The organism is Flavobacterium sp. RSP49, assembly GCF_003968735.1.
Classification (GTDB): domain Bacteria; phylum Bacteroidota; class Bacteroidia; order Flavobacteriales; family Flavobacteriaceae; genus Flavobacterium.
The window spans coordinates 1-22,700 of record NZ_RYDN01000021.1 but is presented as its reverse complement, the minus strand read 5'-3'; the positions used below and the strand labels follow the sequence as shown (position 1 = coordinate 22,700).

21 protein-coding genes are annotated in these 22,700 nt (G+C 32.2%); 8 read left to right on the top strand and 13 right to left on the bottom strand.

What is annotated here, in order from left to right:
* Positions 1–180 precede the first annotated feature (180 nt).
* Positions 181–1,164, bottom strand: a complete 984-nt coding sequence (locus EKM02_RS10610) for a UDP-glucuronic acid decarboxylase family protein (protein WP_126454970.1) — start codon at positions 1,162–1,164, stop codon at positions 181–183.
* 975 nt (positions 1,165–2,139) lie between these two features.
* On the opposite strand from EKM02_RS10610, the gene EKM02_RS10605 reads away from it, so the two are divergent.
* The 3 genes from EKM02_RS10605 to EKM02_RS10595 are packed head-to-tail and all read left to right on the top strand — an operon-like array spanning position 2,140 to position 4,670.
* On the top strand, positions 2,140–2,760 hold the full coding sequence (locus EKM02_RS10605; RefSeq protein WP_126454968.1) for a lipopolysaccharide biosynthesis protein: 621 nt from the start codon (positions 2,140–2,142) through the stop codon (positions 2,758–2,760).
* Positions 2,753–3,490, top strand: coding sequence for an FkbM family methyltransferase (locus tag EKM02_RS10600; RefSeq protein ID WP_126454966.1), 738 nt, complete (start codon positions 2,753–2,755; stop codon positions 3,488–3,490). Before EKM02_RS10605 ends, EKM02_RS10600 begins: the two co-directional genes overlap by 8 nt.
* 13 nt (positions 3,491–3,503) lie before the next feature.
* A complete protein-coding gene (locus EKM02_RS10595; RefSeq protein ID WP_126454964.1) occupies positions 3,504–4,670 on the top strand; it encodes an O-antigen ligase family protein in 1,167 nt (388 codons plus the stop codon).
* Between the two features lie 27 nt (positions 4,671–4,697).
* Here the strand turns inward: EKM02_RS10595 and EKM02_RS10590 are convergent, their stop codons facing one another.
* Positions 4,698–5,789 (bottom strand): glycosyltransferase family 4 protein, encoded by a 1,092-nt coding sequence (locus EKM02_RS10590; protein WP_126454962.1) that lies wholly within the window; start codon positions 5,787–5,789, stop codon positions 4,698–4,700.
* A 58-nt stretch (positions 5,790–5,847) separates the two neighbouring features.
* A complete protein-coding gene (locus EKM02_RS10585; protein ID WP_126454960.1) occupies positions 5,848–6,378 on the bottom strand; it encodes a hypothetical protein in 531 nt (176 codons plus the stop codon).
* Positions 6,379–6,495: 117 nt separating this feature from the next.
* Here EKM02_RS10585 and EKM02_RS10580 point away from each other — a divergent pair, with 117 nt between their 5' ends.
* On the top strand, positions 6,496–7,731 hold the full coding sequence (locus EKM02_RS10580; protein WP_126454958.1) for a glycosyltransferase family 4 protein: 1,236 nt from the start codon (positions 6,496–6,498) through the stop codon (positions 7,729–7,731).
* Positions 7,728–8,963: an O-antigen ligase family protein gene (locus EKM02_RS10575; RefSeq protein WP_158614742.1), complete on the top strand. Its 1,236-nt coding sequence runs from the start codon at positions 7,728–7,730 to the stop codon at positions 8,961–8,963. The genes EKM02_RS10580 and EKM02_RS10575 overlap by 4 nt, the downstream gene beginning before the upstream one ends.
* An 11-nt stretch (positions 8,964–8,974) precedes the next feature.
* Here EKM02_RS10575 and rfbD read toward each other — a convergent pair whose 3' ends face one another.
* From rfbD to EKM02_RS10540, 7 genes are all read right to left on the bottom strand, one after another.
* A complete protein-coding gene (rfbD, locus tag EKM02_RS10570; RefSeq protein ID WP_126454954.1) occupies positions 8,975–9,823 on the bottom strand; it encodes a dTDP-4-dehydrorhamnose reductase in 849 nt (282 codons plus the stop codon).
* Positions 9,817–10,368 (bottom strand): dTDP-4-dehydrorhamnose 3,5-epimerase, encoded by a 552-nt coding sequence (gene rfbC / locus EKM02_RS10565; protein ID WP_126454952.1) that lies wholly within the window; start codon positions 10,366–10,368, stop codon positions 9,817–9,819. The genes rfbD and rfbC overlap by 7 nt, the downstream gene beginning before the upstream one ends.
* Before the next feature lie 8 nt (positions 10,369–10,376).
* Positions 10,377–11,234 (bottom strand): glucose-1-phosphate thymidylyltransferase RfbA, encoded by an 858-nt coding sequence (rfbA, locus tag EKM02_RS10560; protein WP_126454950.1) that lies wholly within the window; start codon positions 11,232–11,234, stop codon positions 10,377–10,379.
* Positions 11,235–11,252: 18 nt separating this feature from the next.
* Entirely contained in the window at positions 11,253–12,245 is a 993-nt protein-coding gene (locus EKM02_RS10555; RefSeq protein WP_126454948.1) for a hypothetical protein, read from the bottom strand.
* A gap of 8 nt (positions 12,246–12,253) precedes the next feature.
* Positions 12,254–13,933 carry a DUF6909 family protein gene (locus EKM02_RS10550; protein ID WP_126454946.1) on the bottom strand — a complete coding sequence of 560 codons (1,680 nt, stop codon included), beginning with the start codon at positions 13,931–13,933 and terminating at the stop codon, positions 12,254–12,256.
* A 36-nt stretch (positions 13,934–13,969) separates the two neighbouring features.
* The gene (locus EKM02_RS10545) at positions 13,970–15,469 is read right to left on the bottom strand and encodes a GH3 auxin-responsive promoter family protein (RefSeq protein WP_126454944.1); all 1,500 of its coding nucleotides are present in this window, start codon (positions 15,467–15,469) and stop codon (positions 13,970–13,972) included.
* 67 nt (positions 15,470–15,536) lie between these two features.
* Positions 15,537–16,058 carry a peptidase gene (locus EKM02_RS10540; protein WP_126454942.1) on the bottom strand — a complete coding sequence of 174 codons (522 nt, stop codon included), beginning with the start codon at positions 16,056–16,058 and terminating at the stop codon, positions 15,537–15,539.
* A gap of 214 nt (positions 16,059–16,272) precedes the next feature.
* Here EKM02_RS10540 and tatA point away from each other — a divergent pair, with 214 nt between their 5' ends.
* Positions 16,273–16,446 (top strand): twin-arginine translocase TatA/TatE family subunit, encoded by a 174-nt coding sequence (gene tatA / locus EKM02_RS10535; protein WP_126454940.1) that lies wholly within the window; start codon positions 16,273–16,275, stop codon positions 16,444–16,446.
* A 39-nt stretch (positions 16,447–16,485) separates the two neighbouring features.
* Here the strand turns inward: tatA and EKM02_RS10530 are convergent, their stop codons facing one another.
* Positions 16,486–18,609 carry a Tex family protein gene (locus EKM02_RS10530; RefSeq protein WP_126454938.1) on the bottom strand — a complete coding sequence of 708 codons (2,124 nt, stop codon included), beginning with the start codon at positions 18,607–18,609 and terminating at the stop codon, positions 16,486–16,488.
* A 64-nt stretch (positions 18,610–18,673) separates the two neighbouring features.
* Here EKM02_RS10530 and EKM02_RS10525 point away from each other — a divergent pair, with 64 nt between their 5' ends.
* On the top strand, positions 18,674–18,952 hold the full coding sequence (locus tag EKM02_RS10525) for a DUF1294 domain-containing protein (protein WP_126454936.1): 279 nt from the start codon (positions 18,674–18,676) through the stop codon (positions 18,950–18,952).
* On the opposite strand, the gene rpiB is transcribed toward EKM02_RS10525, so the two are convergent.
* Together rpiB and EKM02_RS10515 are read right to left on the bottom strand one after the other, a co-directional pair.
* Complete coding sequence (rpiB, locus tag EKM02_RS10520) at positions 18,949–19,377, bottom strand: ribose 5-phosphate isomerase B (RefSeq protein ID WP_126454933.1); 429 nt, start codon at positions 19,375–19,377, stop codon at positions 18,949–18,951. The genes EKM02_RS10525 and rpiB overlap by 4 nt on opposite strands.
* A 718-nt stretch (positions 19,378–20,095) precedes the next feature.
* Positions 20,096–20,329 (bottom strand): DUF2007 domain-containing protein, encoded by a 234-nt coding sequence (locus tag EKM02_RS10515; protein WP_126454931.1) that lies wholly within the window; start codon positions 20,327–20,329, stop codon positions 20,096–20,098.
* Between the two features lie 108 nt (positions 20,330–20,437).
* Here EKM02_RS10515 and rnr point away from each other — a divergent pair, with 108 nt between their 5' ends.
* A complete protein-coding gene (gene rnr / locus EKM02_RS10510; protein ID WP_126454929.1) occupies positions 20,438–22,615 on the top strand; it encodes a ribonuclease R in 2,178 nt (725 codons plus the stop codon).
* Positions 22,616–22,700: the final 85 nt, after the last annotated feature.

Below are 22,700 nucleotides of genomic sequence, written 5' to 3'. Positions count from 1 at the left end.
TAAAAACTGATTGTATTAATAATGAAGTTTTTCTCAGGCTATTTTTTCCTAAATCATAAGAATTATTTCCCTTATTAACTTATTTTCGATCTCTTTATTGATGAGTACTCAATTATTTGCACTATTTTTTATATCTTTTAGTATACACTTTGTAGATACAAACAGAGATAGAGCATACTACTATTTTATATAGCTAGTAAAATCTTTGTGTTCCTCTTTCGAGAGTTCTTCTTTTGATAATGATTTAAAATAATCATAGGTTATTTTCATTCCTTCGGCACGATTCACTTTTGCTTCCCAACCTAACAAGTTTTTAGCTTTTGTGATATCCGGCTGTCTTTGTAAAGGATCATTAATGGGTAATGGAAAATAAACAACTTTCTGATTTGTTCCTGTTAACTTAATGATCTCCGATGCAAAATCTTTGATAGTAATTTCATCCGGATTACCAATATTTACAGGAAGCGTATAATCCGAATGTAGCAATCTATAGATTCCTTCAACTTGATCATCGACATAACAAAAGGAGCGGGTTTGCATTCCGTCTCCAAAAATGGTCAGGTCTTCGCCACGAAGTGCCTGCCCAATAAAGGCGGGGATAACCCTACCGTCATTTAATCTCATTCTGGGCCCGTAGGTATTAAAGATTCGAACGATTCTGGTTTCTACAGCATGAAACGTATGATATGCCATAGTTATTGATTCCTGAAACCGTTTGGCTTCATCGTAAACCCCTCTTGGGCCTATGGTATTTACATTGCCGTAATATTCCTCAGTTTGGGGATGCACTAAAGGATCTCCATAAACTTCAGAAGTCGATGCGATAAGAATTCTTGATTTTTTCACACGTGCCAAACCTAAAAGATTATGTGTTCCTAAAGAACCCACTTTTAAAGTTTGTATTGGAATTTTTAAGTAATCTATGGGACTTGCTGGTGAAGCAAAATGAAGGATATAATCTAAATCACCCGGAACATAAACAAATTTAGTGATGTCATGGTGGTAAAATTCAAAGTTTTCAAGTTTGAATAAATGTGCTATGTTTTTCAGATCTCCCGTTATAAGATTATCCATACCAATAACAAAATAACCTTCTTTTATAAAACGATCACAAAGATGTGACCCTAAAAACCCAGCTGCTCCTGTAATAAGTATTCTTTTCATAAGTCAAATTTCTGCGTGCAAGGTATAAAAAAACAATTAACAAATTCTTATGATAATAATAGGATTTCATCATCTAAAAATATAATTTGCAAGCTCTTTTCAAAAAAGACTACATTCACTCAAAAATAAAAAACTAATCGAATAGCTTTTTTATCCTTTGTAAGGCTATTTTTAATTAATACAAAATATTGAGAACAATACTAACGAATACCCTAAAGTTAGAAAAATAGAAAAAAATGTCCCCTCAAGGAAACTCTTAATTACTCAAAAATAAAAATGAATCAATTACGATTCTTGCTAAATAACCATCTTTTTATGAGTGCTTTTTATAAAGCAATCTCAGGCTTATGTCTATTTATTTCCATACCATTACTAATTCTATATTTAGGCAGTACTAATTATGGCGTTTGGATCTTAGTTTTCACATTATTTCAATGGATTTTATTGATGGATTTTGGTCTGTCGAGTGTTCTAAAAACGGAAATTCCCAAATTACAACATACCGGTAATACACCATTAATCAATGCGTATATAAAATCGACTTATCTAATTTGTTGTTATATTTCTCTCGTCGTGTTTTTATTATTTACTGCACTATTTCTCCTCTTTGATATTCATAACCTATTAAATATTTCATTTGAACGCACTTTTGTAATCAAGTTATTTCTGATTAATATATTTTTCTTTTGTGTCAATTTTGTACTAAACACCCATAAAGCATTGTTCATTAGTGTGCATAAAGGAAAGTTTGCAGAGCAATCCATAGCCGTGAACCAAATTGTTTTTTTGCTTTTTTTAGTTGTTCCTTTCGTTTTTTTTCCATCATTAAAAGCAGAATCTAAACTTTATTTAATCAGTTGTATTAATGGAATAGTGTGCATAGTGATTAATAGTATCTATTCAGTGTATTTTTTCAAAACCGAAAACTTCAGTCTTTTTAGTACTCAAAAAACCCCAAAACAATATAGAAAAAGTATGTACTCTTTAGGTTCTAAATATATGCTTATTCAAGTGGGAACATTATTCCTGTTTTCATCTGATAATTATATTCTGGCTTATTTTTTTGGTCCCAAAGAAATTGTGCCTTATGAAATTGTTACTAAATATTTTCAGTTTCCTTTAATGATTTTAACAGCGGGAATGGCTCCTTTATGGTCCTTATTTGCAAACAAATATTTAGAGAAAAACAAAATTTGGCTGGAAAAAAGTTTCAAAAAATTTAATACTATTTATCCGTTATTGCTTTTGGGCATTGCTTTGTGTTTAGTGCTTGCAAATCCAATTATGAAAATTTGGATATCTAACGATTTTATTGTACCACATTTTTTACTAATCGTCGTTGCAATAATGACAGCATTACGAATATTTACCACTTTCTACAGTTACTTTTTTAACGGCATTGGAAATTTAAAGAGTTATTTAGTACTTTTAGCCTTAAGTGTTGTTTTGAAAGTTCCACTCTCTTATCTATTTATAAAACTAAATTTTGGGCTTTCAAGTGTTGTTTTATCGTCAGTAACGTGTCTTTTAGTATGGTGTATCGTACAGCCCCTAGAAGCCTATAAAATAGTTTCAAACATTAAAAAAAATGAATAAGTTTATCTACGAGAATAAAAGTTTTTTATTACAATTAAAACGCTTTTTAAATTCCTTCTTTAGAATTGAAATCATAAAATATCCAACTGACGAGCTTTCAAGAAGGATCGCATTATTACAACATCATGATATCAATGTTATTATCGATATTGGGGCTAATATTGGACAATATGGTGCCGAGATGAGAAATTTGGGCTTCAATGGTGAAATTATTTCTTTTGAGCCTATGAAAAAAGCATTTGATGCCCTTAAAAAAATTTCGTCTAATGATCCTAAGTGGACGGTATTCAATTACTCCATCGGAGAAAGAGACGGACAAACTAGCATAAACATTGCTAAAAACTCTGTAAGCAGTTCTCTTCTTAATCCGCTTCCGCAGCTTACCTTAAGTGCTCCTGCAGCAAGGTCTATTGCTGTAGAAATTATAGGTATTCATAAATTAGATACTGTTTTTGATACTTTGAATTTAAAACATAAAAATATCTATATGAAAATAGATACCCAAGGATACGAAGAAATGGTATTACTTGGAGCTAAGGATTCATTGAAGCATGTTAAGGGAATTCAAATAGAAATGGCTTTTATTCCATCTTATGATGGCGCAGTCACTTTTGACAAGATGAAAAACAAATTGAATGTACTGGGGTATGAATTACTTGCCTTAGAAAATGGTTTTTATGACAAGGAAACAGGAAAACAGCTAGAAGTCGACGGCATCTTTTATAAATAAGAACTATTGTGTAATGAAAATTTCAATAAAGAAATACCTACTTTTCTCTTCCGTATTTGCCATTTTTACAGAAGCGTTCTTCTTTAATTTTGTTATCGATTGGAAATTCCTCTATTTGATCTTACTTGTAAATTATTATTTATTATTTAAAATAAAAAAAATTGCTTTAAACCTTTATTTTGCAGTATTACTTTTATTTTTTTTATTCCATGGTTTTCTAATGTATTCCATTATTGGTATTCCATACAATTATATGGTTTCACAAATTATTGGCATCACAATCATTGGAACTTATTATTACAATTTTATTTCTCTTTACAAAAAAGAAGAAATAATGAATATGTATCTCAAAATTGCTTTTTTTGTTGCTGTCATTGGCTATCCGCTATACTTTTTAAATATCAATTTAAATGACGGCCGTTTGCAAAGTATTTTCAAGGAACCTGCTCATTATGTAATCGTAATTATTCCGGCTTGTTATTATTATTTGAAAGATAAAAATTATATAAATTTCTCAATCGTATTTGGCACTCTTATACTCTCTAATTCTTCATTAGGATATATTGGTTGTGCATTAATGTTTATAATCCCTAATTTAACCATGAAAAGAGCGGGGATTTTCATGACATTAATACCTTTAGTTGCCATGATCTTTTTCTTTGTTTATAGAGAATTCCCTTTTTTCAAACTCCGCGTCGATGATACGTATAATTCATTGAATGTGATTAATACCGGGAAATTTAACGAAGATACTAATCTAAGTTCTTATGTTTTAATCAGTAATTTATACATCGCCAAAAAGAACACTACGGATCACCCTTTAGGAAGTGGAATAGGAAGCCATCATTATATGCACACGAAACGATATTTAAAAGAAATGAGGCCCCCGGAGTATCTGAGAACGCAAAAAAAAGAAACGGCTAATTCCTTTGACGCTAATTCTTTATTTACAAGAATTTGTTCTGAGTTTGGAATTTTAGGTTTTCTTTTTTTAGTATTTGTCCTTTATAAAGCCTCAAAGTGTTTTCAATCAGAAGAATTATACTTCGCTCAGGGAATTTTTATTTATATATTGCTCAAGCTTTTGAGAGATGGAACCTATTTTCCTCCTGAATTCTTTATGTTTATCTGGTTGTTTTATATTTATTATAAAGATAATAAAAAAACAAAAATTCATTAATTTTTTCTTTTTTAAGGAATCGGGTTATTAATAAATCTCTTTATAAAACTCATAGGTTTCTTTACAGCATTTGTCCCAACTAAAAAATTCCGCTTGAAGAAAGCCTTTTTCTGTTATTTCTTTTCTAAAGTTTGATTCATACAGTCTAGCCAATGCTTTTTTAAATAACCCTATGTTTAACTCCTTGAATAAAATGGCGGCCTCTCCAGAAACTTCCATAATAGAGGAGTTTTGCAGAGCAAGTACTGGGCAACCCGCTTTCATTGCCTCAATTATAGGAATACCAAAACCTTCGTAACTTGAAGGATAAAGTAAGGCATGCGCAAAGTTATACAGTATGTTTAATTCTGAATTTTTTACGTCACTTACAACACAGGTTCGTTTTAACGTTTCTTTGTCAAATAAATTCAGCTCACTTCTAGTCAAACTAGGGCCCACTATAACAAGTTTAATCGCGGGTATTTCTTTTAAAAGTTTGATTACAAAGGAGAAGTTTTTATAATTTATTCTACCTCCCACAAATAACACATAAGGGTCATCAATACCAATAGCATTTAAATACTTCTCTGATGCATATCGTTCCTCAATAATTGGATAATAGTCATTACTTACTCCATTATAGATAATCGCAACTTTTTGATTCTTACTTGGGCTACAGAATTTTTTTAAATCCTGGTATGTGTTTCCTGAAATACAAATTATTCCTTTTGATCTTTTAATAGCACTATATTTCATCTTATTATGCACTAGTCTTTTAATAAAACTGGAATAATAATTATGGGTAAAGTCGTGTAAAGTAGTAATCTCAGAAAAAAAATCACTCCCAGTTACTGGCCTGTAATAACTGGAATGATACAAAAAATAATCTTTAGTCTTTATCTCAACCGGGGATAACCTTCTTTTTATGGAAGACTTTATAAGTGAGTTATTAAGGATTATTTTGTTCTCTGGGATTAAGAGTTGTTGTCTATGAAAATTTAATTTACAATTGTATTCCTCATAAAACGAGACTTGATCTTCTTGATTTTCTAAAAGATATTTTGACAATTCAAACCAATAATTAGAAACACCGCCTTGGGTAACATTGGAATAAATTATATTATCTAGGGTTATTTTCATAAATAAAAAAAGACATTCTAAAAATGTCTTTAAGTGTGTGATTTGAATATAGTTCAGATTACATTTCTGTAAGTTTAGACTCTAACCCTTGATTTCCTAATACTCTAGGAGTATAACTGTCTTTTACAGAAATAAATTTAAATCCTTTTAAGGTATCGTCCCAAGAAACATTTTCATTAAAATTTAAATATTTTGAAAAATCAACTTGTTGAATATCAAAAATATTCTCGTTTCGCTTTATTCTGAATTTACTTAATAAAACCGTTTCTTGATCAGGATTATTGCTCAAGTTGATCCTAAAGTTTTCAAGAATAACATTGCCTGGTAATTGTATCGTAATATTTTGAATCGAGTCTGATCCAGTAATGGCTTGCTTAATAGCTTGTTCATTAGTGCATTCAAAACCATTTTGAGTGTAGTAAAAAACTATAGAATCATTTTTTTTATAAACCGCATCCATAACTACAGAAAAATTTCCTTTATCAGAAATTACTTCTTCATTCGTTGTTTCTACATTTTCTTTTTTCTTATCACCTCCACAAGACAATAACACAATACTACTTAAAAACAATAGAACTACTTTTTTCATTTTTATACTTTTTTTATGATGCAAATGTATTATTTTTTTTTATATATTTTTAAATATTTTTAATTACTAAAAATATTCTAATAGTATATATTTACATCCTTAAAAAGCGTGGGGCTAATGACTAAAAATAAAACTATTACTGTAATTACAGCTTTTTTTTATCCAGAGGATACTGCCATAGGACTCTATACAACTCAATTTGCTCGTTTTCTTGAAAAAAAAGGATATCGTGTTGTAATTATCACTGGTTTTCCTAATTATCCTCAGTGGAAAATCCATCAAAACTACGTCAATTTCCCTTCTTTCTTTACAGAAACTGTTGATAACATCGAAATTATTAGATACAAACAATACGTTCCTGAAATAGTGAATCTAAAGGGCCGATTAATGATGATGTTTGATTTATTTTATGGAACCTGTATAAACTTACGAAAAATCAAAAACACTGATTTAGTAATTTGTATAGTTCCATTCACAATTTGTATTTTACCAGCATTACTTTTATCGAAAGTAAAAAAAGCAAAATTTTGGATCCATATTCAAGACTTTGAGTTTGATTTAGCCCTAGATTCTGGAATAATAAAAAACAATACTTTATTCTTTATGCTATTTAAAAAAAGCGTGATGGCATTTGAAAAAAAAATGATGAATTCAGCCGCTATAGTTAGCAGCATCAGCGCAAGTATGATAGATAAAATCAAGCAAAAATCAATTAAAACTGACTCTTTTTATTTTCCAAATTGGGTGTCATCAGAAATAATCAATCCTGAAACCAGTACAAAACATTCCATACTAAATTACGATAAATTCACCTTGCTGTATTCCGGAAATATTGGAGAGAAACAAGACTGGGATTTTTTAAAAAAATTATGTGTTCTAATACTCCCAGATGAAAATATTGAAATTGTAATCGTTGGTGACGGTGCCTATAAAAATAATCTAAAAGAGAAATTAAAATCATTTCCCTTTGTTCGCTACTTTGATCCTGTCCCTTATCTGGAACTAAACGATTTACTTTGTTCCGCAAACGTTCATTTTTTATTTCAAAAAATAGATGTTGTTGACACTATTATGCCTTCAAAAATTCTTGGAATGATGGCAAGCAAAAAACCTTCACTAATTTCCGGAAATGAAAATTCTGAAGTGTTAACTATTATAAATCAATCTGGAGGTGGTTTCTATTTCTTTGAAAATGATGTCAAAGGTGTTTACAAAACAATTCTAAAATTAAAAAACAATTCAACTCTTTGCGAAGATATTGGACAAAAAGCCCGAAGTTTTGTTTTGAATACGTTTTCTGAACAGGAAATACTTGAGAATTTCAATTCTAAAATAAAAAGCGTCCTATCGTGAAAAACTTAACTTTAAAATTATTTCCTGTATTGTTATCCCTGCTGTTTATCTTTCCTTTGCTAAAGGAAAGTATTTCCAGTTTTATAATCATTCTTATTTGTATAAATACCATTTGCTATAAAATAGCGTCCAAAGAGTATTCGTTTATAGACTATAAAACAGCGCTGCTCACGATTCCTTTTTGGATTATCTTAGTCAATAGTGTTTTTGTCAATACTTTTGGAAAAAGTATTACTCCACTACAACACGCTCTTTTTTTTCTGATTATTCCCGTTTTTTTTTCTTTGATTCCAAAACAGTTCTTTACGCTAGAAAAAATTAATTCATACCTTACAATTTTAAAAAAAACCTGTTTATTAATTGCTGTAATCTATATTTTTAGCTTTTTCATCAATCGTCCTTCTTCAGAATTTTTTGTTGTTTTTCAGAATGTTTCTAGTTTTAGAAATTATATTTATTATGATTTTACTCTTTTTACCATCCATCCTACTTATTACACGACAATATTAATCCTATGTGCAGCACATTCTTTTAATCGCGTTTTAAACGATAAAAAATATATTGAACTTCTATACATACTGTTCTTTTTATTAATCTCTTTTTTGCTATTAACCCGACTTACTATTATCCTGTTCGTATTAGTATTAATAGGAATGTTGTTGTTTAGAGGAAAAATAGAAACAAAACAAAGGGTCGTTCTTACAGCTATTACTATAGGGCTCATTACTGCGCTTTCACTGCTGACTCCTGGAATTAAAACGCGATTTATTGAACTTTATAACAGTTACAATAAACCTCCCGTGAATGTAAGTTATGATTCAACAAATATCAGAAAAGCAATTTTAGATTGTTCCATTACTATATCCAAAGAAAATTTTTTATACGGTATTGGTTTCGAAAACCTTCAGGCTAAATTAAATGAATGCTATGGCGAACATTATGACTCGAGTTTTTATAAGTCTCAAAATTATCTGACTCATAATTATTATTTCTATATACTCGTTTCAAGCGGCATTATAGGATTCTTATTCTATATCTGTTACTTAATTTTCGTGATACAAACCTGTTTGAAAACAAATGTATTTCTTTTTAAAATTTTTCTTTTTAGTACTCTGATTGTATGCCTTATTGAAGATTATTTATACAGGCACTATGGTGTTTTATATTTTAACTTGCTACTGATCTGTTTTATTCAATACCACAAAAACTATAACTCCAATAAATTAACCTGATTTAAAATAAATTATCCCTTTAGGCTATTCACCCAATTTTTTACCTCAACTCCAAAAATTATTTTGATCTTACTTTTTTCCAGAACACTGTATTTTGGTCGTTCTGCAGGTGTTGGATAACTACTTGTAGGAATAGGCTGTAAATCAATGTTTATGTCATTATATTCAAATATTTTTTTGGCAAAATCAAACCAGCTGCAAGAACCTTCATTACTGAAATTGTAAATACCATAGGTGTTTGATTGAGGATTTAGAGAAATCTGTATCATAATTTGCACCAAAAAATGCGCTAAATCGACCGCATTCGTTGGTGTTCCTATCTGATCATCCACAACGGATAAACAATCTCTTTCAGTTCCCAATCGCAACATGGTTTTCATAAAATTATTGGCGAATTGCGAATATACCCAGGAAGTCCTAACGATAAAATGTTCCTTTAGGACTTTTTGAATGGCTTTTTCTCCATCTAATTTAGTTTGACCGTAGGTGCTCTGCGGATTCGGAATATCTTCTTCTGTATAAGGTGTTTTTTTTGTCCCATCAAAAACAAAATCCGTAGAAGTATGAATTAATGTGGTTTTAAAATCCCGACACACTTCTGCCAAATTTCGTGTCCCATTCACATTAATTTCAAAAGCTTTATCAGGTTCACTTTCTGCTTTATCAACTGCAGTGTATGCCGCAGTATTGATGCAAAAATTAGGTTTTACTTTTGCGAAAACGAGCTCAATAGTTTCTTTTTGAGTAATGTCTACCGTTTTAGAATCACAAAAAACAAATTCAATTTCAGGATAAACTGTAGCGATAAACTGCAAGGATTGCCCAACTTGTCCATTAGCCCCTGTTACAAGCACTACCATACTTTTTTGGCGTTTTCTAAAGTTGGTAATACGTTATCTTTATAGGAAATCAGTAACTCTCTTTCAGGGAATTGCCAATTTATAGTTAATTGAGGATCATTATAAATAATTCCTCCTTCAGAATCTTTGTTATAAAAATTATCACATTTATAAAAAAAAGTGGCTGTTTCGCTCAGTACTAAAAAACCATGGGCAAAACCTCTTGGTACAAAAAACTGTTTTTGATTATCAGCCGAAAGTACAATGGCAATATGTTCACCAAATGTTTTTGAATTGGGTCTTATATCGACTGCAATATCCAATACTTCCCCTTGTAATACCCGCACCAGCTTTGCTTGAGCGTGAATTCCTGTTTGATAATGCAATCCGCGAAGCACTCCTTTTGTCGAAAAAGATTGATTGTCCTGCACAAAATGAACGTCTTGATGAACTCCTTTTTGAAAGGTATTCTCGTTGAAACTTTCCATAAAGTAACCTCTTTCATCATTGATGATTTTAGGTTCTATAATGTAACATCCCTCTAATGCAGTAGGTATAAAATTCATACTTTAATTTAAATAATATCTAATAAATGTGTACCGTAACCACTTTTTAGCAACGGCTGTGCAATTGCTTTTAATTGTTCGGCATCAATATAACCCATTCTATATGCGACTTCCTCAATAGAGCCAATTTTTAAACCTTGACGCTCTTCAATCACCTGAACAAATTGAGAAGCTTGCATCAAAGAGTTGAACGTTCCTGTATCAAACCAGGCCGTTCCGCGATCCAGAATACTCACTTTTAACTTCCCTCTTCGCAGGTATTCCTTATTAACATCGGTAATTTCTATTTCTCCTCGGTGGCTCGGTTGTATGTTGGCCGCAATTTCGACCACATCATTGTCATAAAAATAAATTCCCGGAACGGCGTAATTTGATTTAGGCACCAAAGGTTTTTCTTCAATAGAAAGCACTTTTCCGTTGGCATCAAAATCGACTACGCCATAACGCTCCGGATCATTTACGTGATAAGCATAAATAATACCGCCGTCCGGATTATTGTTTGCCTGTAACAAATTAGACAAACCGGTTCCGTAAAAAATATTGTCTCCCAAAACCAGCGCGACTTTATCTTTTCCGATAAATTCCTTGCCTATAATAAAAGCTTCCGCTAAACCATTGGGGTATTCTTGAACCGCATACTCAAAACGACAGCCTAATTTAGTTCCATCCCCAAGTAATTGTCTGAATAATGGTAGGTCGTGTGGTGTCGAAATGATTAAAATCTCTCTGATTCCCGCCCACATCAATGAAGATAACGGATAATAAATCATCGGTTTATCATAAATTGGCATCAACTGTTTACTCACTGCAAGTGTCAGCGGATGCAATCGTGTTCCTGAACCTCCTGCTAATATTATTCCTTTCATAAATATATTTGTAAAAAATTAAGATTCTATTACTTGCGCTTTTAGCGATTGCTTTTTATAAAAGGCAATAAAAAAACGAATCAGAATGAAAATAGAAATTAACAATATTGGTAAAACAAATTTTAGTTTACCATTGATCGAAGTTGTGTTTTCAATATTCAGTATTGTACTATTTTCTTTTATAATTCTATCAAGGCTTATTAAGCCTACCCTATGAGCTCCTTGTTCGTTAATCAAAGCATCTTTGGTTTTAATAACATCATTTAGCTGTGTGTTTTCATTGTAATACACTAATTTATCACTTTTTTGAGAACCATTCGCTTTATTTGAAAACCCATTTAAAACTTCATTAATTTGTGAAATAATAGTGTCATTCTGGTTCATCTTTATTTGAATATTATTTATAGCTGCTTTTTGAACTTTACTGTAATATTCTGTGCTATTTAAAAAATCTAATATCGGCAGAACAACTTCTTCTTCGGTAATTAATTTATTTGTCTTAAAAAAAATCTTATGAAAAGTATAGTTTTTACTAGTCATGTTGTTTTCAATTATTTTATTAACATCTTCATCTTCAGACATCAATTTAAGTAATTCGAAATTTTCTGCTTTATCTTCAATAAATTTATAAATATCAATTATCGGGTCAATTTCTATCTTCTTCAATACTTTTGTTGATTTGATACCTAAAACTTCTTTTATAAAAAGAGTATCATTTGAAATGATTTTTGAATTGATCAAATCAATTTTTGAATATAAATAATCCGTACTTCCAAAATTTGGAGTAACAATAATCTTGTGATTATATGTTTTGAGTGTTTTATCAAAAAAAAATCCCATTGAAACTCCAACAACTACTAAAATTGAAATTATAAGGGCATTTGTTATAAAAAAACGAATGCATTTAAATAATGACATGTTCAATTTCTGAAAAAAAATTCCTATTCTTTTAGAAATTTGCATCAAATCAATTTCTTGATCTTGAGGATTATTAGGCACATTTGCACTCATTTTTATTTTTATTTTACGTTGAAAATTTGTTCCAATATTTTAATTGTAATCAAATAGGTAGGTTTAACACCTGTTGTTCCTAGTCCGCCTGAAGCTAATGTGCTTCCTGTTTCCAGTGGATTATCCGAGGCATAATACGCATATCTGACCTTCACATCATGTGGAACACTCTTTCTGATTTTTGAAGCTGATTGAATGGCTTTCTGGTAATAAGAACCTTCCATTTCCAGGCCGATAACACCCCAGGTCGACTCATGGAAAAACTTCAATAAATCCCTGTTCTGCAATGAAGTTCCTAAAACAGTAACCATGGGTCCGGCAAAAACAGCAATATCATTGCCTTCAAACATCTCAGCCGACAATTCATTATGGAAAAAATAATTATCTGCCGTTCCTTCGTTAATGTGTGCATTCGGAATCATAATATCCCCTTTTCCTCCTTCCAGAATCCCAGCTTTACCCATGATAGAAACCGATTCCACATTCAATAAAGTATCTTTTTTAAACGGTTTCAGCAACTCATCAATTGTTTCATACGCCTGTTCCCCAAATGCGTAATCCATAACAATTAATACTGGCTTTTTATCCCCGGTATTTGCCTTTTGAAATGAGGTTTTTGCCCAATCCATCTTGGCGGTATCAAAAATCTGAACATCAATATTTGTTCCTGAGGTATCCGGCAACGAAATCATTCCGCATTTCAACGCAACTTCTTCCACTTGATTTCGCACAGCATCTGCTCCTGATTTACTCAATTCCTCATAAATAAAGAAATCTGATTTGTCTTTGAACTTGGTTTTCAACACTTCCGTAGCAAAAATAGAATTCATCACACTGTGCATATTCGCACTAATCACATGAATTGGACGGTCTAAAAGTTGGTTTTCTTCTAGCACTTCTTTAATTTTTGTAGCCCAAATTTCTCCGTGAATGTGGTGTCCCAATCGTTCTCTTAAAATAGGACTAAAGGTGATTGTTCTCTTATTATCGTCTACAATTTCTTCAATGGCGAGTTTTCCCAACCAAAAGATGACATGCAAGAAACGATCTGGCGCAGCAGCTGAACCAAATGCGTCATAAATATCCAATACTTCCTCAAATGTTCTTCCCAGAATATTAGCGGCATGCGAAATAGCTTTTTCTTTTTCTACAAGAGTCAGTTTCTTCTTTTGGGAAACTGCTTGTTCCAGTTTGAACCAGTCGCGGGAAACTTCACCGGCGTCATCCAGTAAAACCCTGTTTCTAATTTTGTGTGATTCTATGAAAATAAACGTCAAATGTGTCAGAATATCATAAATATCTGAGCGTCCACGAGTAATCTCCACGTTCATTTGTTCCTCGTCGATACGGTAACAATTGCGTCGCCTTTTTGGCGGTACAATTGCCTGAAAATGCGATTTAGAATACCCTTCATCCGAAGTTAAATTGATAAATCTGCATTCTTCAATTCCAACTGGCAGACGTTCAATTACATATAAAAGTCCGTTCAATTCTACTTTTTCTTCGGCAATATTTCCATAAATTTCTGGTCGTAATGCTAATAATGCTTCGCGCAATGTATCGCCTGAAATTCCCATCGGTTTGTAAAATCCCCTGTTAAAAAGGTGGCGCATCGTGATGTACATTTTTTCAATTGCTGCCGAAGACTCTTGTGCTCTGGAGCGTGATATATTTTTTGTTTCTTTCATTTTCTACTTATTTTCTAACCTTCAAAGGTAAGATATTTATTTACTTCTTAATAAATCCACAATACTTCTGTCATTAGAAAGCCTCGGAATTTTATTTTGTCCGCCCAGTTTGCCAATGGATTTCATATAGTCCTGAAAGCCATTTTTAGCCACTTTGGTAATCACCACTTTTCGCAACACTTTACCAACAATCAAATCATCATAATACATGTTTTGTTTTCGCATGGCATTGTCCAGCGCTTCCGCAAAAGATACGCTGTCTTCCGGTTCGTTTTCAAATTCAATACACCACTCATGATACGGCAATCCGTCTGCGGGAGTGATTTGTGGTGCCACCGTAAATTCATTGATTCGAATAGTGGTTCCAAGAATTGCTTCCTGCAGCGCACTTTCTACCTCTTTGCCAATTACATGCTCGCCAAAAGCCGAAATATAATGTTTGATTCTTCCGGATACTATAATTCTGTAGGGTTTTAAACTGGTAAATTGAACGGTATCGCCTAAATCATATCCCCAAAGTCCTGCATTAGTAGAAATGATTAAAACGTAATTGACGCCCAGTTCCACTTCACCAATCGTAAAACGTCTTGGTCCCGAACCTTCGGGATTCGTATAAAATTCGTCTGATTTAATAAATTCATAAAAAATTCCCGAGTTCAAAAGCAGTAACATTCCTTTTTCTTTTTGTGAATCTTGGTACGCAAAAAATCCTTCCGAAGCCGGAAACAGCTCAATACTGTCTACTTTTCGACCTATCAAATTTTCAAATTTGGCGCGGTACGGTTCATAATTTACACCGCCGTAAATAAACAAATTGAAGTTTTTGAAGATTTCCCCAACAGGCTTCCCTCCTTTTTGATGCAATTTCTCAAAATACATTTGCACCCAGGAAGGAATTCCAGAAATCACAGCCATGTTCTCGTTGATTGTTTCCTCGACAATTGCATTCACTTTAGTATCCCAGTCTTCAATGCAATTGGTTTCCCAAGAGGGCATTCGGTTTTTTTGTAAATATTTTGGAACAAAATGCGCTACAATTCCAGATAAACGACCAAATTTTATTCCATTATTCACCTCCAGAAGCGGGCTTCCCTGCAAGAAAATCATTTTTCCATCTACAAAATCAGCGTTACCGGTTTCATGAATATAATGCAAAATAGCGTTTCTGGCTGCTGTAATGTGAAACGGCATGGATTCTTTTGTCAAAGGAATGTACTTAGCCCCAGATGTTGTTCCAGAAGTTTTAGCAAAATAAAGTGGCTTTCCTTTCCATAGCACATCAACTGACCCCTTGACCACCTTATCAATATAAGGTTTTAACCCTTCATAATCTCGAACAGGAACCTGATTTGTAAAATCATCGTAATTTTTAATTTGGTCAAAATGATGGTCTACGCCAAATTGGGTTTTATTTGCGTCTTTTATTAATTGTAAAAAAACTTTTTTTTGAGTTTCAATAGGATCAGTAGACCAAGCTTGTGTGGTATTGTAAATTTTTTTTGCAAATAATTTTGCTGCAATTGATTTTATTGACATTTCTTCCTTCTGATTTTAATTGTTTGAGCCGCTGGGCGCACTCCATTTTATTGTAATAAAAACTATTTTACTTTATTGGAGGTTGACTCTTACCTTTGTTTGAGGATCGCAGGGAATTTACATTTTTCTCTTCCTGCGCAACCTGTTGCCTCAATTCTAATTCTTGTTTTGATGCAGACATATCAACCTGTGAAGGCGCTTCCTCTGCCTCCGCGAGTATTGAATCTTTATTGAATTTTGCATATTCTAATTCTCCGGTCAGCACTTTTTGAATCGATTGGATATAGGCTTCGTTTTGTTTTAATGCACGTGACAAAGAATCCGATTTTAAAGACAATTCCATTGCATCCTTTTTCAATTTTGAAGAAGAATAGCCCGGTATAAATTCTCGTAAAGGAGTGAATGCAATGATAAAGGTGGTGACAAATGTAATAATTATAGCGCCTAAAGTCGCTACCACAAAAACGTTCATTAGGGTAAGCTTCAATGAAAAAGTTTCTTCAAAAGTATCTTCGTTTAGTATGATTAAACGTCTTTTATTAAATAAATTTTCCTTTAATTTCTGTCTTTTTAATCCTTTGTCGGGCATCTTTTTTGATTATTTAACAAATATAACAATTATTGTCGTTGATTGTATTCGCTTTTCTAGGATCATATTTCTTAATCTTGCATTCGTTTTTAATAAATTTTTAACGTTTTTAAAATTAAAATAAATGAATTTAAATGAGTTTCTATTAATTAATTCTCTATACCTTTGCTGATAGGTTTATTACAAACTTGCTTCGGCAAAAAATTATCGTATTATGAGTAGTATAGGTGTTACAGAAATCCTTATTATATTGGCGGTTGTTTTATTACTTTTTGGAGGTAAAAAAATCCCGGAACTGATGAAAGGCTTAGGAAGCGGAATCAAAGAATTCAAAAACGCAGCCAAAGAAGATCCGTCAGCTGATAAAAAAGTAGACGAAACAAAATAAAAAAAGGCTTTTCATACTTGAAAAGCCTTTTTTTATAATTTAAATAACCATCGTCAACTGAATTCTCTTTCTTTCCTCATCTACTTCGGTCACTTTGACTTGAACATGTTGGTGCAATTTAACCACTTCATTTACATCACTAACAAAACCGGCTTTGAGTTGCGAGATGTGAACCAACCCGCTTTCTTTGACTCCAATATCCACAAAACAACCAAAATTAGTAATGTTATTGACAATTCCCGGCAAAATCATTCCTGTTTTTATATCTTTTATCATTTTTACATTCGGATCAAATTCAAATACTTTAGCTGATTGTCTGGGGTCTAATCCTGGTTTCTCTAATTCCTTGATAATGTCTTTCAATCCCAATAAACCTATTTCTGGTGTACTATAGTTTTCTGGTTTTATCAAAGCTATTTTCTCTTTGTTGGCAATCAAATCACGCACCGTCAATTTCAAATCTTTAGCCATTTTTTCTACAATTCCATAGGCTTCCGGATGAACCGCTGAATTATCCAATGGGTTTTTTGCATTCGAAATTCGGATAAAAGCAACGCCTTGTTGGTACGCTTTTTCACCCAAACGCGGCACTTTTTTAAGTTGTTTTCTATCCGTAAAAGGACCGTTATCCGAGCGGTATTGTATTATATTTTCAGCCAGCTTCTCTCCTATTCCGCTCACGTAACTCAATAAATGCTTGCTCGCAGTGTTTATGTTTATCCCAACTGAATTCACGCAACGAACCACTGTATTATCCAATTCTTCTTTCAACTTGTTTTGGTCCACATCATGTTGGTATTGGCCTACGCCAATGGCTTTCGGGTCAATTTTTACTAATTCGGCCAATGGATCACTTAGTCGTCTACCTATAGAAACCGAACCTCGAACGGTGACATCATAATTCGGAAATTCATCTCTCGCAATTTTTGAGGCAGAATACACCGATGCTCCCGCTTCTGAAACGATAAAAACCTGGACCGGTTTGTCGAAAGTTATTTTCTTGATGAAGAATTCGGTTTCACGCGAAGCCGTTCCGTTTCCTATTGAAATAGCATCAATTTTATACGAATTTACCATCGAACGAATTTTTTTCATCGCCATCGCTTCCTCTTTTTGAGGCGCATGCGGATAAATAGTTTCATTGTATAACAAATCTCCTTTTTCGTCCAAGCAAACAATTTTACATCCGCTTCTAAAACCGGGATCAATCGCCAGAATTCGTTTTTCACCCAACGGCGGCGCCAGTAATAACTGTCCAAGATTGTTCGCAAAAACCTGAATAGAATTGGCATCAGCCTTCACTTTAGCTTCTTGCAAAGTTTCATTTGAAATCGCCGGATTCAGCAATCGTTTGTAACTATCTTCGATAGCTAATTGAACGTGCGGTGTGGTTTTATTTTCACTTTTTAAAACTAACGCATCAATAATAACATACGCTTCATCAATATCAACTTCTACTTTAACCTTAATAAAACCTTCATTTTCGGCACGGAACATGGCTAATAATCTGTGTGAAGGTGTTTTAGTCAACGGCTCAGACCAATCGAAATATTGATTAAATTTTTGTGCTTTTTCATCTTCTTTCTTTGTTTTTACCACTTTAGTCGTAATAATGGCTTTGCGTTCGTACAATCGTCGGAGTTGCTTTCGAACATAACTATTTTCATTAATCCATTCAGCAATAATATCTCTGGCGCCTTGTAGAGCTGCTGCTTCATTGCTTACTTTTTCGTTCAAATATTTTGTCGAAATAAAATCGACATCATCATTATTTTGCGCCATAATGATTTTGGCTAGTGGTTCCAATCCATTTTCTCTAGCCACATCGGCTTTGGTTTTTTTCTTCTTTTTGAATGGGAGATAAAAATCCTCCAATTCCTGTAAATCGAAACTTTGTTGTATTTTTTTTTCTAATTCTGGACTGAGCGCATTTTGTTCCTGAATCGATTTTAAAATCGCTTCTTTACGTTTTACAATCACTTCGTATTCTTTTTGAAGCTTTGCAATTTGTTCTATTTGTACCTCATCCAGATTTCCTGTTGTATCTTTTCGATAGCGAGAAATGAAAGGAATAGTACAATCTTCTTGTAATAATTGTACTGTTTTTTGAATGTTTATTGCTGCAGTGGCAACGACTTTTGATATGAATTGTATGTTAGTCATTTTAAATTTAAGATTATAAAATCATGTTACTAAAATAGTATCTTTGAGTCAAAATTTATTATTTATGTCTTTTTTATTCTGGTATTTTGCACTCATTAATTTGGTTGCTTTTTCAATAATAGCAGTTGACAAACAGCTAGCTGTAAATCAAAAAAGACGCATTTCAGAACTTAATTTGTTGCTGCCAAGCGTTATTGGCGGAACAATTGGTTCCGGTTTAGCAATGCTTCTATTTAGACATAAAACCTCAAAAGAAAGCTTCCTTTTGAGGTTTTACGGAATTATAGTAATTCAAATTTTAATCCTTTTTGGACTGTATAATTTTGGAATAATTAAATTCTAGCAAGAAATTTTATCTACTCTATTTTGGTGTCTTCCACCTTCAAATTCAGTACTTAAAAATGCTTCAACCATTTCTACTGCTTGTGGAATTGAAGTGTACCGAGCGGGAATACTAATAATATTAGCATCATTATGTTGACGAGCTAAAACTGCTATTTCTTTCATCCAGCATAAAGCCGCACGAACTTTAGATTGTTTATTGACTGTCATAGAAATTCCGTTGCCACTCCCGCAAATAACAATTCCAAAATCAGCTTTTCCCTCTGCAACATCTGTAGCAACAGGATGACCAAAATCTGGATAATCTACACTTGCTGCTGAATCTGTTCCGTAATTAGTTACTTCATGTCCTTTTGCTTGAAGCATTTCCACAATTGCTTTTTTGTATTCCGGACCTGCATGATCGTTTCCTATGGAGATTTTCATATACTATGTATTAAATAATGTTGTGCAAATTTAAATAAAGTAATCTATTCTGATGAATTAAATAAGTTCTATTTATTTGATAAATTCAATTTAAATATACCTTTAAAATTGAATTTAATATTTTATTTTGTAACTATCAGATCCTTATTTAATTAACAGTTATTAATAATTCCTTTTAATCCATAAATAGTTGTAAATCAATATAAATTTTGTATTATAAATGTTAAAATTTTACATTGTTAATAACGAAATGCAATTGCTTGATATTCAGTTAACTTTAAATTAACGTACTATGTTCATAACTTAAGATAGAATCTTAGAACTATTTTTGGGTAATATCTAAAAAATAAGTAATCCAAAACCTAGTTTTTAAATCCTAATTTAGTTTCGTTAATTTTTAGAATAGTTATTAATATTAAAAAGTGGGTTATCAACAAAATAGTGTTGTGTGAGTTATTTACAAAACCACTAGTTTTTATATTATCAACCATTGTTAATTAAAATATAAAAAGACTTTAAAATTAATACTTTATCTTAAAATAAGTATGTTAATAACTCTTAATAACATCTTTAAACTTGATTTCAACCATTTTTAAAATAAATTTATTGCCACTATTAACATGCTATAATAACAACCAAAAAATAATTTAAATTTAATTTTTCTTTTTATTTAAAATAATAGATGTTGACAACTTTCAAAAAAAGTACTGTTTTAGATTTAAACAATAGTCAGTTTTGTATTCAGGTTATCTAATAATTCCTGAACCTTTTCAAAATCATTAATATGAACTTTAAGTTTAATTCCACCATAAGCAAAACTGCCAAACGGATCGATGGAAACCAACGTTTCATTTTCGAAAAAATAGTTGATTTTTTCCTGTTCTAATAAATGCTTTAGTACCACAATTTCATGTGAATAATTAAAGGTTCTAATTATTTTGAAATCTTCCATTTTTTCAATTTTTATAAAGATACGAAAGTTATTTTTTTAATAAATATAATCCGTAAAATCTGTAATATGATATCTTCTTTGTAATTTTAGACTTTTAAGAACCGATTTATGAGTAAAAGACTAAGAAAGCCGATAAAAAAAGAGAAAGATTTCTCTGAAAAAATAATAAAAATATTATCGCAAAGTGCTAATAAAGCATTCAATTATAAACAGATAGGAGCAAAACTTGAGCTTGATGATACCGAAAGCAGAAATCAAATTATAAAAGATTTGAAGATTCTGGCTTCGCAAAACAAAATCATAGAATCAGAGCCGGGTAAATACTTAGTAAAAGCAGAAAGTAAGGAGTATTACGAGGGTAAAATTGATATGACAAGCCGTAAAACAGCTTATTTTGTTTGTGCTGAAATGGAAGAAGATGTTTTTATCCCGACCAATAACTTGAACCACGCCTTAGATAAAGACATTGTCAAAGTGTATGTATACAACCGCAGAAAAGGAAAAAGACCCGAAGGTGAAGTAATTGAAGTACTTGAAAGAAATAAAACAGATTTTGTGGGTGTAATTGACATTCAAGCTAATTTTGCTTTTGTTTCTACTGCAAATCCAAAAATGTATACCGATATTTTTATTCCAAAGGATAAAATAGGCGAGGCCGAACAAGGTGATGTCGTTTTGGTACACATTGAAGATTGGCCGGCCAGAGCTGATAGTCCTTTTGGTTCCGTAATAAAAGTTTTAGGAAAACCAGGGGAACACGATACAGAAATTCATGCCATTCTTGCAGAATATGGTTTGCCGTCAGAGTTTCCTATTGAAGTAGAAATGTTTGCACAAAAAATTGATACTTCAATAGAAGAAAATGAAATTGCTAAACGTCGCGATATGCGAGATACGTTGACTTTTACAATTGATCCAAAAGATGCGAAGGATTTTGATGATGCACTTTCATTTAAAAAACTAGAAAATGGTAATTACGAAATTGGTATTCACATTGCTGATGTTTCGCATTATTTACAAGAAGGAACAATCCTGGATGATGAAGCGTATCAAAGAGCAACATCAGTTTATTTAGTAGATAGAGTAGTGCCAATGTTACCCGAAGTATTATCAAACTTTGCGTGTTCGTTGCGACCAAATGAAGAAAAATATACGTTTTCGGCTATATTTGAAATTAACGAAACATCCGAGGTTATCAACCAATGGTTTGGTCGAACGGTAATTTACTCTGATCAACGTTTTGCGTATGAAGAAGCGCAGTATATCATAGAGACCAAAGACGATGTGATTCCATCAGAAATTTCGATCACGGCAAGTTCGTATCAAGTTTCGAAAGAAATTGTCGCTGCGACGCTAAAAATGGATGAATTAGCTAAAATTCTTAGAAAAAGAAGAATGGCTGAAGGAGCTATTACTTTTGATAAAGTGGAAGTGAAATTTAATTTAGACGAAGCCGGTGAACCGCAAGGCGTTTATTTTAAAGTTTCGAAAGATGCCAATCATCTGATTGAAGAATTCATGCTTTTAGCCAACAGAAAAGTAGCGGAATACATTGGAAAACAAAAGAAAACGTTTATTTACAGAATTCACGATGAACCCAATGAGGATAAACTTTTTGCAATGCAAGCTGTTATTGCTAAGTTTGGACATAAAATTGATTTTAAACAAGGTTCTATTTCACAAGCTTTAAATAAATTAATGGAAGATGTAAATGGTAAAAAAGAACAAAATTTAATTGATACCCTTGCGATTAGAAGTATGAGTAAAGCTAAATATTCTACAGATAACATAGGACATTATGGTTTAGCTTTTGATTATTATTCGCATTTTACATCACCAATTCGTCGTTATCCGGATGTGATGGTGCATCGTTTGTTGCAACATTATCTGGACGGAGGTAAATCAGTAGATGAAGAAACGTATGAAACAAAATGCGTTCATTCGTCCACAATGGAAGGTTTAGCAACTAATGCTGAACGTGATTCTATTAAGTACATGCAGGTCAAATACATGCAAGATCATCAGGACGAGGAATTTTTGGGTGTAATTTCCGGTGTGACAGAATGGGGAATTTATGTAGAAATTATCGAAAATAAATGTGAAGGAATGTGTAGAATCAGGGATATAAAAGACGATTATTACACCTTTGATGAAAAACAATACGCACTTACTGGTGCAACTTCTGGAAAATTATTACAATTAGGAGATGAAATTTACGTTAAAGTAAAAAATGCTGATTTAGTTAAAAAACAACTGGATTTTAATTTTTTATGCTTGTCCGTTTAGTTGCCTACAATTCATTCCATTGATGATTAACTCCAGCAATGATTAGTCTTTCCATTGTTTTATCTTGAAAATATCTTCGATTGAA

Bases quoted from the DNA above. Each gene is read 5' to 3' on its own strand.
- EKM02_RS10610 (WP_126454970.1), bottom strand. From the start codon at position 1,164: ATGAAAAGAATACTTATTACAGGAGCAGCTGGGTTTTTAGGGTCACAT.
- EKM02_RS10605 (WP_126454968.1), top strand. From the start codon at position 2,140: ATGTACTCTTTAGGTTCTAAATATATGCTTATTCAAGTGGGAACATTA.
- EKM02_RS10600 (WP_126454966.1), top strand. From the start codon at position 2,753: ATGAATAAGTTTATCTACGAGAATAAAAGTTTTTTATTACAATTAAAA.
- EKM02_RS10595 (WP_126454964.1), top strand. From the start codon at position 3,504: ATGAAAATTTCAATAAAGAAATACCTACTTTTCTCTTCCGTATTTGCC.
- EKM02_RS10590 (WP_126454962.1), bottom strand. From the start codon at position 5,789: ATGAAAATAACCCTAGATAATATAATTTATTCCAATGTTACCCAAGGC.
- EKM02_RS10585 (WP_126454960.1), bottom strand. From the start codon at position 6,378: ATGAAAAAAGTAGTTCTATTGTTTTTAAGTAGTATTGTGTTATTGTCT.
- EKM02_RS10580 (WP_126454958.1), top strand. From the start codon at position 6,496: ATGACTAAAAATAAAACTATTACTGTAATTACAGCTTTTTTTTATCCA.
- rfbD (WP_126454954.1), bottom strand. From the start codon at position 9,823: ATGGTAGTGCTTGTAACAGGGGCTAATGGACAAGTTGGGCAATCCTTG.
- rfbC (WP_126454952.1), bottom strand. From the start codon at position 10,368: ATGAATTTTATACCTACTGCATTAGAGGGATGTTACATTATAGAACCT.
- rfbA (WP_126454950.1), bottom strand. From the start codon at position 11,234: ATGAAAGGAATAATATTAGCAGGAGGTTCAGGAACACGATTGCATCCG.
- EKM02_RS10555 (WP_126454948.1), bottom strand. From the start codon at position 12,245: ATGAGTGCAAATGTGCCTAATAATCCTCAAGATCAAGAAATTGATTTG.
- EKM02_RS10550 (WP_126454946.1), bottom strand. From the start codon at position 13,933: ATGAAAGAAACAAAAAATATATCACGCTCCAGAGCACAAGAGTCTTCG.
- EKM02_RS10545 (WP_126454944.1), bottom strand. From the start codon at position 15,469: ATGTCAATAAAATCAATTGCAGCAAAATTATTTGCAAAAAAAATTTAC.
- EKM02_RS10540 (WP_126454942.1), bottom strand. From the start codon at position 16,058: ATGCCCGACAAAGGATTAAAAAGACAGAAATTAAAGGAAAATTTATTT.
- tatA (WP_126454940.1), top strand. From the start codon at position 16,273: ATGAGTAGTATAGGTGTTACAGAAATCCTTATTATATTGGCGGTTGTT.
- EKM02_RS10530 (WP_126454938.1), bottom strand. From the start codon at position 18,609: ATGACTAACATACAATTCATATCAAAAGTCGTTGCCACTGCAGCAATA.
- EKM02_RS10525 (WP_126454936.1), top strand. From the start codon at position 18,674: ATGTCTTTTTTATTCTGGTATTTTGCACTCATTAATTTGGTTGCTTTT.
- rpiB (WP_126454933.1), bottom strand. From the start codon at position 19,377: ATGAAAATCTCCATAGGAAACGATCATGCAGGTCCGGAATACAAAAAA.
- EKM02_RS10515 (WP_126454931.1), bottom strand. From the start codon at position 20,329: ATGGAAGATTTCAAAATAATTAGAACCTTTAATTATTCACATGAAATT.
- rnr (WP_126454929.1), top strand. From the start codon at position 20,438: ATGAGTAAAAGACTAAGAAAGCCGATAAAAAAAGAGAAAGATTTCTCT.